At 45.7% G+C, this 12573-nt stretch carries 10 protein-coding genes; 6 read left to right on the top strand and 4 right to left on the bottom strand.

The annotated features are described in order from the left end of the window. Positions 1–15 precede the first annotated feature (15 nt). Together JGK16_RS12080 and JGK16_RS12075 are read left to right on the top strand one after the other, a co-directional pair. Positions 16–144, top strand: a complete 129-nt coding sequence (locus tag JGK16_RS12080; protein WP_293183017.1) for a hypothetical protein — start codon at positions 16–18, stop codon at positions 142–144. Between the two features lie 63 nt (positions 145–207). After that, positions 208–3669 carry a response regulator gene (locus JGK16_RS12075; protein WP_293190613.1) on the top strand — a complete coding sequence of 1154 codons (3462 nt, stop codon included), beginning with the start codon at positions 208–210 and terminating at the stop codon, positions 3667–3669. On the opposite strand, the gene JGK16_RS12070 is transcribed toward JGK16_RS12075, so the two are convergent. From JGK16_RS12070 to JGK16_RS12060, 3 genes are all read right to left on the bottom strand, one after another. After that, entirely contained in the window at positions 3602–5056 is a 1455-nt protein-coding gene (locus JGK16_RS12070; protein WP_293183013.1) for a hypothetical protein, read from the bottom strand. The genes JGK16_RS12075 and JGK16_RS12070 overlap by 68 nt on opposite strands. Positions 5057–5181: 125 nt before the next feature. Continuing rightward, on the bottom strand, positions 5182–5802 hold the full coding sequence (locus tag JGK16_RS12065; protein WP_293183011.1) for a DUF3177 family protein: 621 nt from the start codon (positions 5800–5802) through the stop codon (positions 5182–5184). A gap of 311 nt (positions 5803–6113) precedes the next feature. Next, the gene (locus JGK16_RS12060) at positions 6114–6350 is read right to left on the bottom strand and encodes a Calvin cycle protein CP12 (protein ID WP_293151347.1); all 237 of its coding nucleotides are present in this window, start codon (positions 6348–6350) and stop codon (positions 6114–6116) included. Between the two features lie 500 nt (positions 6351–6850). Here JGK16_RS12060 and JGK16_RS12055 point away from each other — a divergent pair, with 500 nt between their 5' ends. The 4 genes from JGK16_RS12055 to JGK16_RS12040 are packed head-to-tail and all read left to right on the top strand — an operon-like array spanning position 6851 to position 10226. Continuing rightward, a complete protein-coding gene (locus JGK16_RS12055; RefSeq protein ID WP_293183009.1) occupies positions 6851–7450 on the top strand; it encodes an IS607 family transposase in 600 nt (199 codons plus the stop codon). Further along, entirely contained in the window at positions 7441–8715 is a 1275-nt protein-coding gene (locus JGK16_RS12050) for a transposase (protein WP_293190612.1), read from the top strand. The genes JGK16_RS12055 and JGK16_RS12050 overlap by 10 nt, the downstream gene beginning before the upstream one ends. 56 nt (positions 8716–8771) lie before the next feature. Next, positions 8772–10022: an FIST N-terminal domain-containing protein gene (locus JGK16_RS12045; RefSeq protein ID WP_293183005.1), complete on the top strand. Its 1251-nt coding sequence runs from the start codon at positions 8772–8774 to the stop codon at positions 10020–10022. 15 nt (positions 10023–10037) lie between these two features. Beyond that, the gene (locus JGK16_RS12040; protein ID WP_293190611.1) at positions 10038–10226 is read left to right on the top strand and encodes a hypothetical protein; all 189 of its coding nucleotides are present in this window, start codon (positions 10038–10040) and stop codon (positions 10224–10226) included. Positions 10227–10362: 136 nt separating this feature from the next. Here JGK16_RS12040 and JGK16_RS12035 read toward each other — a convergent pair whose 3' ends face one another. Next, positions 10363–12375 carry an iron uptake porin gene (locus tag JGK16_RS12035; RefSeq protein ID WP_293190610.1) on the bottom strand — a complete coding sequence of 671 codons (2013 nt, stop codon included), beginning with the start codon at positions 12373–12375 and terminating at the stop codon, positions 10363–10365. Positions 12376–12573: the final 198 nt, after the last annotated feature.

Raw genomic sequence — 12573 nt, 5'->3', positions numbered from 1 at the left:
GCGGAGATTTATATCATGAGGTACAATGCGTTAAATTGGGGAATTTGCGTATGTTTGACTCGGTGCTTTTTATTACATCACGCAGCCAGTATTGCTAATTTGCGCGGAATTCGCGATCGCCAATTAGCTGAAACTAATTACTAATTATGCTCAAATGCAACAATCTGCGGATTTGGGCTGGATCTCTGAGAAGTTAGACTATTTATTATGTTAGTGAAAATAATTAGTAGATCGATCGCAAAAATATCTGGTACTATGCCCCTCGGTTTAGCGTTGACATTGCCATTCGTCGTGCAAACTTTCGCCGTAGTCAGTATAGTTGGATATTTGTCGTTCAAAAATGGACAACAAGCAATTCAAAAACTTGCAGACAACTTGCAGGGCGAAATCAGTGGGCGCATTCAAGAACACCTCGCGCATTACTTAGAAAAACCTTATAATATTGTCCAACTCAACGCAGGTGCAGCTCAACTTGGGAAACTGAGACCTGAAGATTTTCTAGAAACTGAACGCTCCTTTTGGCAGCAGGTAAAAATATTTTCATCGGTGCGTCAAATCTATTTAGGGACGAAAGAAGGTCAGTTTATTGGAGTTAGTCGAGAGGAATCTGGTCAATTAGTTACCAGAATTACAGAAAACTTTCCCCGACGTTCTTTTTATGAGCTAGATGCTTTCGGCGATCGAACGAAGCTGTTGCGTTTTGAACCAACTTATGACTTGCGAACTCGCCCTTGGTACATTGGTGCAACCGCAGCCGAATCACCGATATGGACTGCGATTTATACATTTTTTCAAGGCGATTTGGGAATCACTGTGGCTCAGCCATTTTATGATAAGAAGGGCGACTTTCGTGGCATCATGGCAGTCGATATTCTTTTGGGTCAAATTAGCGATTTTCTTAGAAAAATCAAAATTAGTCGATCGGGTCAGGTATTTATTATGGAGCGATCGGGCGCAATAGTTGGCAGTTCGACGGAGGAAAAACCGTACATTACTGACGCCAGTGGCAAATTGCAACGCTTGCCAGCAATTGATAGCACAAATCCCTTAACTGCATCGGCAGCAAAACACATAATTAGTAGTTTCAACTTGAGCTTAGTTGAACCACCACAAAAGCTACAATTTAAACTTAACAATCAATCTAATTTTGTACATATTCTGTCCTATAAAGACCAGGTAGGACTGGATTGGTTGGTGGTGGTAGTAATTCCAGCAAACGATTTCATGGATGAAATCAATAGCAACACCCGCAGCACTATTTTACTTTGTATCGCTGCCCTATTTCTATCAATAATTATTGGAACTTTGACAGCGCGATCGCTCACAAAGCCAATTCTCCGATTAAACGCAGCAGCCAAAAACCTTGCGGGAGGAGAATGGGAGCACAAAGTTGAGCTGGATCTCGATCGCACCGACGAAGTAGGGCAGCTAGCCAAATCCTTTACCAGCATGGCATCTCAACTGCAAATATCCTTCAATACCCTAGAAACTCAGAATCAAGAATTGCAGCAACTCGACAAACTCAAAGACGAATTCTTAGCCAACACTTCCCACGAATTCCGAACTCCCCTTAACGGAATGATCGGCATTGCCGAATCAATGATTGACGGCGCCACCGGAACGTTATCAGAAATTCAACAACAAAACCTCTCAATGATTGCCAGCAGTGGCAGGCGACTCAACGAACTTGTTGACAACATTCTTGACTTTGCCCAACTCAAAAATCAGAAACTAGAATTGCAGCTTCAGAGTGTAGGATTGAGGTCAATTGTCGAAGTGATTCTCACCGTTTGTCAACATTTAACGGCTGGCAAAGATTTAGAATTAATTAATGCCATCGATTCAGATTTGCCATTAGTTTTAGCCGACGAAAACCGCCTGCAACAAATCTTCTACAATTTAATTGGAAATGCGATTAAATTTACGGAATCCGGCACGGTAAAAATATCAGCAGCAATTGTAGATACCGACGGCAAAACATCTCTGGGAGTGTCCCCGTCAAATCTCCCAGCATCAAACCCAGATTTTCAAATAGCTGTCACGGTTTCCGACACAGGAATCGGAATTTCTGTCGCTAATCTCGATCGCATTTTTGAACCATTTGAACAAGGCGACGGTTCCACAGTCAGGCAATACGGAGGCACAGGCTTAGGTTTGACACTCTCCAAACAATTTGTCGAACTCCACGGCGGCAAAATATACGCAGAATCCCAAATCGGCATCGGTTCGCGTTTCACATTTACCCTACCTCTTTCTCCCGAAACCATTCATCCTAGCGAAGCAGGAATAAATCGGCAGCTAGCATCGCCAATTCAGGATTCAGAATCAGAAAACAACAGAAATAAAACTTATCTATCCTCCAATTGGAATGTGCCTAAACCCGCTCCGAATCCAGTAAAGCAAGCCACTGCGCTATTAGAAGTCGAAAAATTTAAACTTTTGATAGTTGATGACGATCCGATTAACCTGCAAGTTTTAAACAATCACCTTTCTCTACAAAATTACAGTGTCATTCAGGCACTAAACGGCGAACAAGCCTTATCACTCTTGGAAAGCGGGGTGCATTTTGACTTAATCATTCTCGACATCATGATGCCCAGAATGTCTGGTTATGAAGTCTGCGCTAAACTCAGAGAGAAATACCCATCTCACGAGTTGCCCGTAGTGATGCTAACTGCCAAAAATCAAGTATCAGACTTAATAGCAGGATTTCAATTCGGAGCAAATGACTATCTAACTAAACCCTTCTCGAAAGACGAACTGTTAACCAGAATTAAGTCTCACATCAATTTATCGCAAACTAATAGCGCCTACGGGCGATTTTTCCCCGATGCTTTCTTAGACTTTTTGAAAAAAGAAAGCATTGTGGATATCCAATTAGGGAATCATGTCAGCAAACAAATGGCAGTCATGTTTAGCGATATTCGCTCGTTTACTGCCCTTTCCGAAACGATGACTCCGCAGCAAAACTTTGACTTTGTTAATGATTACCTGCGAGAAGTAAGTCCAAAAATTAGAGAACATCACGGCTTTATTGTCAAGTATTTAGGAGATGGGATGATGGCTGTTTTTCCCAACGGTGCTGACGATGCTGTCAAAGGTGGAATCGCTAAACTGCAACAAGTGTACGAATATAATGCCGATCGCATACACAGCGGATATCCACCGATTCAAGTCGGCGTAGGAGTGCATTTTGGTCACATGATGGTGGGTATAGTTGGGGAAGCGGAGAGAATGCAGGGAGATGCTTTTTCGGATAATGTCAATTTAGCCTCTCGTCTGGAAAGTCTCACTAAGTTATATGGAGTATCTTTGATAATTTCCGAGAAAGTTTTGGATAATTTGACGGATCGCGAACAGTATCAAATCCGTTTTTTAGATAGAGTAATTGTCAAGGGAAAACAGCAGCCAATTTCTATCTATGAAGTCCTCGATGCAGAAACAGAGTTGCTCAGGGAAATGAAGTTACAAACTCAGACTGATTTTGAACGGGGTTTAGAACATTATCGCTCTCACGAATTTAAGGCTGCTAAAATCTGTTTTTATCAAGTTTTAGCCGTTAATCCTGACGATAAAACGGCTGCACTGTATTTGGAGCGAGTCAATCATTTGATTGAGAGAGGCGTACCGGAAAATTGGTCTGGGGTTTGGACTTTAACTCAGAAGTGATATCGTAGTATCGGTAGATAGTAGATTTGCGGGTTTCAAACAACTTAAGAATTGAGTCAACGACAATTTCTGTAACGATGGGGTTAAAGTCGGTAATAAAGTCATCGGCTTCCAGATTGGCCCTAAAAAATTGCTTAGCCCGATCGCACTGATAGCGCATTTCGTCAAATCCCACAATTTTGACCATAAACGTTGCTAGGGGGGAGTTTTCCAAATCGGTATTAGAACTGCTTTTCGCCCGCCCATTTTCTAATAAATTGAATACTTCTGTTTCTAAAGGAGTTTGAGGTTGGTGAGGTTTCTCTATTTCAGGAAAAAAGCTTTCCAGACGGATGCCTTTATCGGCTCTATCTGGCAGTTCTCCCATCATCATGGCCAGAGAAACATCGAGTCCCAAACCGGAAGAAAGAGCTTCCAGTAGGGCGATAGCAGCCAGTTTGCACCCCAGATAAAGCTGGGAAATTTCGAGATTGTACCTAGCAGTAGTTTCCCAGCGCTGATATGTGCGATCGTCTGGGGTTCCCTCAAACTGCCGAAAAATCACCTCGGGCTTGAGATAAGTCAGAAAACCCTCCATCTTCAGCAAAGCAACTCGGTAGTCGCGAACCGTATAAAAACCGTAGCTGGTAATATTGTGATTAGTTTCCGGTAGTAAATTCCAGGTATTTGCCAAAAAATGGGCTGAACTTTCGTGAGCAAAACTAATTACATCCCGGTTGGCAATTCGCACAGCTTTTTTCACGGTTTCCCGTATTTGCTCATCAGTTAAACTGAGGTGAAACAGGCTAGTTATTGCTTGCAAGCGGTCATAAAGGCGCCGAGTTGGGGTTACTCCCCACTCGGCGGAGCGAAACGGAATTGTTTCTTCTATGCAGGCGACAATTTGAAGCAATTGCTCGCGCTTGAGAAATGGTTCGAGAGATTTTGCTGCAACTAAAGCGCTGAGAAATTCGTTTTGTCCGACGAAGGGATTGAGCACTTCTCCGGGTACAAAACCGAATATGAGCATTACCATTTCTAAGGTAGCATCAGCAGGGAGTTCAGATTGCTCCCGAATCCGTAGCTGTTTGTTAACCTCTTTGGTAACAGGAGTGATGTAGTAGCTGACGTTAAAGTTAATGCTGTGATCGACTTGTACGTAGACGATATCGTGAAATAAAGCTGCCAAAACCTCGATCGCATCTTGATTTCCCCCGACCTCAAAAATATGTTCGGGAGTATGGAAAAACCGCCAGGGCCCGGTCATCGGCTGAACTATAAGTTCGGCAATCCGAGCTAGTTCGGTTGGTTCGACTTCTGCGTTGAGGCGAGCGATCGCCCAAATCAGCTTTTCTAAGCATTGTAAGTATGCTTCTTTGCTATCAATCACAGTCTTTTCCACTAACATTACACCCACTTCTACCATCCTCTTATTGTTTTTATTTTTCCGTAAATTTGCCCCGTTTTTTATTTCTGAGTTTTTTTGAAGAGATTAACAGGAATTTAGGAAGCAAATACTTCCTTGAAATCAACTTAATTCCCTGTAGCAGATCTGCCTTGTTTTCCCAATCTAATTAGGACAAAGTATGATAAGTAAACCACATAAATTGCTAAACCTGTCAAACCCAAAAATCCCAAAAATTGAGGGCTTGCTTTAGCATGAAACATCTGTTTGTACAGCCAAGGCGGGTCAAACCAAACGCTGCAAAAAGGTTCGTCAATTACTTGTATTTGAGATTTAAAGGCACAGGTTAAGAAGGGAATTTGAGCTAGAGCGCCCAAACCGCTGTAAACAGTAATCGCCCACCGCCAAGCTGTAAAAGCCAGCTTTAAAGACGACTGCGGTCGATCGGCAATTTCGTCGTTTAAATCTTCCCAAAACCACAGACAAGCAGGAATCAATGCCCTCCCCATCACCGACGACACAAAGCTTACAGGCAGTGCAGCCATCATCAGGTAAAGTGTAATTGCCAACAAACTCGCCACCCGCCAATAAATCATCAACAAACGGGCGATCGCGTCAGATGAAGCAAAAACAGCCCAAATCAGCACTACCAGCGGGATCGAAATGGTTAATAACACCGACAACCGGTAATCCATCCACACAAGTGGTTGAAACCAAGGCCCGGTGGCTGCCAATAAAAGACTAAACATCTTTGGGAAAATATACTTACTTATTTCTGACAGATTTTACTACAAAAGCGCTCAAAAAGCAGGGATGAGATAAGACGGCGGTCTTTTTAGGTCTTCTTAGGATCGTGAATTAAATAATTTACACATATTTGTGGGATGGGCGTCCCGCCCGTCCAGAAAGGACGGGCGGGACGCCCATCCCACAAGAACAATAAAAAAAATTGTAAGTTATTTAATTCTCATTCCTTAGTTGCTTCATAAACCGATCAAAAAATCCCGCGCCAAAAGTTAATTTCGGCGCGGGATCGAAGGGAGAAAACTAAGTTGCTCGTTTATTCGTCGTAGATGCGGCACTCAGCAGCGTCAGGATTGTCATCGCAATACTTTTCAAAAGAATTCTTAGGTTTGACTTGCTTTTGGTGGGAAGCTTCAGCTTGCAGTTCTTCAACTGCGTCCCACGCTGCTGCACATTCCCCGGAAGTGGCGCCCTTCAAGTCACAGACGGTACGAGCGCTTTCTAGTTCTTCTTCAATTTTTTCTTCGATGTTGCCTGCGGGTGTTGTTGTCATAAACTTGTTGGTATGAAAGGTTTTCTTTTTGGATGTTAGCTTGTGTTTGACTTGCCGTTTCTGTCTGGCGATCTCAACTAATACTAGCTTGAGATGTGCTGCTGTGGCAGCCCAGATAGAAACCATCCCTAACTGCGATCGCAGCCGCCGTCTTTACTTCCTGCTTTGCCCAGATCCCGTCGGCGGGTTCTAGTCCACAGGCATGAATGCAGGTTGAGCTGACCTGACTTTTTATGAAAACATTACACGAAGTTGGTGTGTCAAACTGTATTGAGCTTTATCTTTTAAGATTTTGCTGAACACGGCTTTTAACACTAAACAGATTGAGTCGAGACTCATGTTAACTTATGTTAACACGATCGCGGACTGCGAGGGGAATCGATCGCCCCATAAAACCGTCCCGTCAGTGGCCTGTTCCGGTTAGCCTAAGTATTGTAAAACTTTATTAAAACTATAAGCAACAGTAAGCAATAGTAGTACCATATAGTCAGGAGGGCAAAATGAAACTACCCGATTACGCAAAAGCAATAGGCATCAGTTATACAACAGCTTGGCGGTGGTGGAAGACTGGCAAGCTACCACATCCGGCACGGCAAACAGAAAGCGGTTTAATTATAGTTGACTATTCGCCACAAAAACCACGTTCGGAGTTGAAACAAAATCGAGTTGCAATTTACAGCCGAGTCTCGTCTTCTGAAAACAAGGAAAATCTCAACCGCCAATCACTTCGATTAACCGAATATGCGATAGCCAACGGTTATCAAATCGTCAGAAATGTCAAAGAAATTGGCAGCGGATTAAATGACAACAGAAAACAACTAGAAGCTTTACTCCAACAAGATGACTACAATATTCTTTTAATTGAACATAAAGACCGTCTAGCTAGATTTGGCACACATTATCTAGACATACTTCTACTAAGATCAGGAGTTAAGCTAGAAATTGTCAATTTAGCCGACAATGGGCGAGATGAATTAATGCAAGACTTAGTGGCTGTTGTCACAAGTTTTGCTGCTCGACTTTACGGACAACGCCTGGGAGCACGAAAAACGGAGAGAATCATTGCCGAGTTAAAAAATGGAGAGTCTGAATGCAATTAGCAGAGAGACATATCATTAAATCCACAGAACATCGTTTCGCCACTATCGATCGGTTAGCCTTTAAATCAAAAAATCTCTACAATGCTGCCAACTACGTTATCCGCCAAAACTTTGTATACGGATGGGGGTATCTCAACTACAACAAAATGGCTCAGTTGATGAAATCTCATCCAGCATACAAAGCATTGCCAGCGAAAGTAAGCCAACAAATCTTGATGATATTGGACAAGAATTGGCAAAGTTTTTTTGCAACCGTTAAAGCTTATAAAATGCAGCCCACAAAATTCACGGGATGCCCAAAACTACCTAAGTATAAAGATAAAGTCAAAGGGCGAAACCTTGTTGTATACACAATTCAGGCGATTAGTAGTAAGCAATTACCGAAAGGAATTATCAAAATTTCAGGGACTGATATCTCAATTAAAACTCAGGTAAAACCAGAGAAAATATGTCAAGTTAGGTTAGTTCCCAAGTGTGATTCTTATGCGATTGAGGTAATTTACGATGAGCAGGAGTCCACCAGTGATGCAAATCAGAAAGAATCAGTAGCTAGTATAGATTTAGGATTGAATAATTTAGGAGCGCTAACTTCAAATCAGCCGGGGTTTGTCCCTTTACTGATTAACGGGCGACCACTGAAATCAATTAATCAATTCTACAACAAACGTAAGGCACATATACAGTCTCGATTGAAAGGTCTGCGCCAAACATCGCGTAGAATTCAGCGCTTGACTCGTTGTCGAAACCAGAAAATCGATAATTACTTGCACCATGCCAGTCGTGACATTATCAATCTTTTAAGAGAACTCAAGATTGGGACTCTGGTAATTGGCAAAAATGTACAATGGAAAAACGAGATAAATTTGGGGAAAAAAACTAATCAGAACTTCGTCACAATTCCTCATGATCGATTGATTGAGATGTTGGAATATAAGGCTGCATTAGTTGGGATAAGAGTGATGTTACAGGAAGAATCATATACTTCTGTCTCCAGTTTTATTTCTTTAGACCCGATTTCTGTTTACGGTCAGAATAGCGCCCAGGATGTCAAGTTTAGTGGCAAACGAATTAAGAGAGGATTGTACAAAACATCGAGCGGTCAATTAATTAATGCCGATGTTAATGGGTCTTACAATATCATGAGAAAAGCAATCCCAAATGCTTTTAGCAATGGGATAGGGATCTGCGTAGCTCAGCCGAGGCGGGTCAATCCGCTCGAAGTAAGAAAGAAGGGGGAGGGACTTCATGCCTCCTGTGTCATGTAATAAATGACTATACTTTTACAAGCTATAGAAATAGTTTTTATAGAGAAGTTTGCCTTATGTACGAAAACCAAATGCAATGGGTCAGTGCTTTATCAACCCGTCCGTCTTTAGAATCAGCCCTGAAAGAAGTTGTAGAACAAGCCGATCGCGAATTAGAAGGCCCGGCAGATTTAGCCCTGATCTTTATCTCATCTGCCTTTGCTAGCGAGTATTCTCGGCTGATGCCTTTACTGCGAGAATTGCTGCCCGTGCCCGCGATTTTGGGCTGCGGCGGGGGAGGAGTCATCGGCACGAACCGGGGCGGGCTCACCGAAGAAGTAGAGGGTTCTCCCGCAGTCAGCCTGAGTTTAGCCCGCTTACCTGGAGTAAACGTCAGAACTTTTCACGTCGGTGCAGAAGAACTGCCGGACTTGGACAGCCCCCCGGATACTTGGGTGAATGTCTTGGGTGTGCCTGCCCAGGAAGAACCGCAGTTTATCATCTTGGCAGACCCATTTTCCTCACAAATTAACGATTTGCTCCAAGGACTCGATTATGCCTATCCGGGCGCGCCGAAGGTAGGAGGACTGGCCGGCGGGGACGGTGCGGGCAGAGGTGCGGCGCTGTTTTGCGACTATCAGTTGTACCGAGAAGGGACGGTGGGAGTGGCTTTGAGCGGGAATATAGTTCTGGAAACGATCGTCGCGCAAGGCTGTAGACCGATCGGGCATCCTTATCGGGTGACGGAAGGAGAGCGCAATATTTTGCTGAAACTCGAAGAACAAACCGACGATATGGGCAGCAGGGGCATCGAGCGATCGCCCTTAGACGCCCTGCGAGAGTTAGTTCAAACTTTGAGCGAAGCAGACAGAGAATTAGCGCAGCACTCGTTATTTGTCGGCTTAGTCAGCGATGAATTCAAGATGACATTAGAGCCTGGGGATTTTTTAATCCGCAATTTGTTGGGTGTAGATCCGAAAGTGGGGGCAATTGCGATCGGCGATCGAGTCCGTCCCGGACAGCGCATCCAATTTCACCTGCGGGACGCCCGCACCTCCGCAGAAGATCTAGAAATGCTGCTCGATCGGCATCAGCGATCGGCCGAGGACAGGGGTACATCCAGTGCCGGCGCCTTGATGTTCTCCTGTCTGGGGCGCGGGGAAGGGCTTTACGGTCAATCGAACTTTGACTCGCGACTGTTCGGCAGATACCTCAAAAACATCCCCTTGAGCGGCTTTTTCTGCAACGGCGAAATCGGCCCTGTCGGGGGCAGCACATTTCTGCACGGTTACACCTCGGTATTCGGGATTTGCCGCCAAAATTCCTAATTTTGTTGACTGTTGATGGTTGATATCATCTCAAATCCGGTGGCATCGGAATTATTAGCCAAAATTAGGAGACGGCAGTGCCGTTTCCCTACAATATTATTTTCGGTAGGGAAACGGCACTGCCGTCTCCTCGCTTGTCATTCCGATGGCATCGAAATTGATATCAAATCCGGTGGCATCGGAATTATTAGTAGCCAAAATTAGGAGACGGCAGTGCCGTTTCCCTACAATATTATTTTCGGTAGGGAAACGGCACTGCCGTCTCCTCCGTTGCTTTTGACCAAAAAATAAAAGCGGCAGTCACCTGCCGCTTTTAGCTTTAACTAGATATCCGGAAACCTTAGAAACTAAAGGTTGTCCGCAGGACTCCTACCCAGATATCTTCGTTGTTTTTGTTGTGTTCCGGATTCAGAATCACGTAAACGCCGGGTGTCACCGAAATAAAGTCATTAACTTGGAAGCGATAGAAACCCTCTAAGTGATAAGAGGTGTCGCGATCTCTTCTGACATCGCTCTCAGTAACTTTTGGCGGTACACCGGCAATAAAACCGAGGAGGTTTCCAGGCTTGCCAAAATCTGGCAGGGCCAAGAAAAGAGCACCATTCTGAATAGTAGCGTCTCGATCTGCGCCACGTTCTTGGTGAGCCTTGGTGTAACCGTACCAACCACCCAACTGGAAGCGCGGGCTGGGTTTGAGGTTAAGTTGTACCCCAAAGTTATCTGATGCAGTCGATATTTGACCGAAGGGACGGTTAGCCAAGGCACTGCCTGTGCCGCCCATGATCGCAACATCGCCACCCCGATTGTATTTCCGGTTGTAAGTTGCACCAATGTCAATAAATTTGCTTAGGGAGAAGTTGAGCTGACCCAAAGCGCTGAAAGAACCGTCGAAAACGCCCCGGCCATTAGCTGGGTTGGGAGCATCGCCGTCGGAGGCAAGATAGGCGACTGTGGCTCTCACGGCGCCAAAGTTGTATTTGATAGCAGCACCTGCTCCTTCGGGGCCGCGGAACACTGCTGGGTTGTAACGTCCAAACGCGGAGATAGCGCCGCTACTAGGACTTTCTAAGGGAGTAGTCAGTTCGGCAACGTCATCGAGCCTCAGTCCTTTCGGCCCGAACCAGACTGTAGCGTTGCCTGCTGGGAAGCGATACCACAATTGATCGAGGGAGAATTGGCTGCCGTCTTCGCCGGTGAGGGCGACGCGAGCCATGTTTGTACCAGTGGCAGTGGCTGCACCGTAGTTGGCGACGTTTCTAGCTTGCAAGCGGGTTCTGAGCAAGTCTTTGCCGGTGAAGCTGGTGTTGAAGTTCAACCGCACCCGGTAGCCGAGGGTGGTGGAAGTTTTGTCGTCGCGCAGGCCGATACCATCTCCGAAGCTGTCGCTGGCGAGAAAAATGGCTTCTCCTGCCAGTTTGGTTGTGGTGGAGAACTGGTTGGCTTCGAGTTCTGCGGTGCGAGCTTCCAGACCGTCTACTCGTCCGCGCAGGGTAGCGAGTTCGGCTGCAAATTCTTCTTGCAGGCGTTGCAGGATGGCTAAGTCGTCTTTGGTGACGAAGGTCGATGTTGCCGAGCTAATTTGCTTGGTTACTTGGTCTAAGCAAGCGTTGACGCCGGCTGCAAATTCGTAGCGAGTCAGGGCGCGGTTGCCGCGGTAGGTGCCGTCGGGATAGCCTACGATACAACCGTAGCGTTCGACTAGCGATTGCAGGGCTTGGAATGCCCAATCTGTCGGCCGCACGTCGGAGAGCTGAGAGACCGATGTCACTTGGGACATGGCTCCAGATGGTTCGGCGGGGAGGGCTTGGGGTGCTGCTGGGACGATCGGGCCACCCATGCCTGCGGGTGCTGTTTGAGCAATTTCTACCTTGGCGGCTGGGGTGCTAGCAATTGCTGGCACTTCAGTTTTGGCGGTTGCTGTCGGGGTGCTTTCCACTGCCAAGTCTGAGGCTTGGGGCAATGGTTGGGCTGTGGTGACAGCAGGTAGGGGAGCGATCGCTGCCGCTGTGGTGGCGGGGGCGATGGGCGCTGCTGTATTGATGTCGATCGCTGCTGTTTGCAGTTCTGTGGCGCTGGTTTCTGGTGCGATTGCTGCCAGTTTTTCGGCGTCTGCGGAGTTGGCGATCGGGGTTTCGGCCGCCGGAGCGATGCTGTTTAAAGCCAGCTTTTCTGGGGCAGCAGGGGTTGCTGCAACTGGTTCTACAATTTTTGACTCAGATGGCTGTGCTGTTGCTACCTGGTTGGCTTCAGCGGTTGCGGTCGCTTCAGTAGCGATCGCAGCGGTACTGACGACTGATGATAGCCCCAGAATTGCCGGGGATACTAGAAGTAAATTCCAAAAAGTTCTGTTCATTTTCCTCACACCTTCACACTCTATTCAACTCGATTCAACTCGATTCAACTCGATCGGCAATGCCCAACTGATACTTTTTGTGGTTCATTGCCTGTTGACATTGACACTCCTCGACTATCAAGGTACGAGGATTCTTGGGCTGAATCGTGCCTCTACCAACAATGTCAGTTTTGGTCTTACAGTTTCATGTCTAGTCCG

The organism is Microcoleus sp. PH2017_09_SFU_O_A, from assembly GCF_020738625.1.
Taxonomy (GTDB): Bacteria; Cyanobacteriota; Cyanobacteriia; order Cyanobacteriales; family Microcoleaceae; genus Microcoleus.
The sequence above is the reverse complement of the archived record's forward strand: the minus strand, read 5'-3'. Positions and strand labels throughout refer to the sequence as shown.

Excerpts from the sequence above, each read along its gene's own strand:
- JGK16_RS12080 (WP_293183017.1), top strand. The coding sequence starts at position 16 with ATGAGGTACAATGCGTTAAATTGGGGAATTTGCGTATGTTTGACTCGG.
- JGK16_RS12075 (WP_293190613.1), top strand. The coding sequence starts at position 208 with ATGTTAGTGAAAATAATTAGTAGATCGATCGCAAAAATATCTGGTACT.
- JGK16_RS12070 (WP_293183013.1), bottom strand. The coding sequence starts at position 5,056 with ATGTTAGTGGAAAAGACTGTGATTGATAGCAAAGAAGCATACTTACAA.
- JGK16_RS12065 (WP_293183011.1), bottom strand. The coding sequence starts at position 5,802 with ATGTTTAGTCTTTTATTGGCAGCCACCGGGCCTTGGTTTCAACCACTT.
- JGK16_RS12060 (WP_293151347.1), bottom strand. The coding sequence starts at position 6,350 with ATGACAACAACACCCGCAGGCAACATCGAAGAAAAAATTGAAGAAGAA.
- JGK16_RS12055 (WP_293183009.1), top strand. The coding sequence starts at position 6,851 with ATGAAACTACCCGATTACGCAAAAGCAATAGGCATCAGTTATACAACA.
- JGK16_RS12050 (WP_293190612.1), top strand. The coding sequence starts at position 7,441 with ATGCAATTAGCAGAGAGACATATCATTAAATCCACAGAACATCGTTTC.
- JGK16_RS12045 (WP_293183005.1), top strand. The coding sequence starts at position 8,772 with ATGTACGAAAACCAAATGCAATGGGTCAGTGCTTTATCAACCCGTCCG.
- JGK16_RS12040 (WP_293190611.1), top strand. The coding sequence starts at position 10,038 with ATGGTTGATATCATCTCAAATCCGGTGGCATCGGAATTATTAGCCAAA.
- JGK16_RS12035 (WP_293190610.1), bottom strand. The coding sequence starts at position 12,375 with ATGAACAGAACTTTTTGGAATTTACTTCTAGTATCCCCGGCAATTCTG.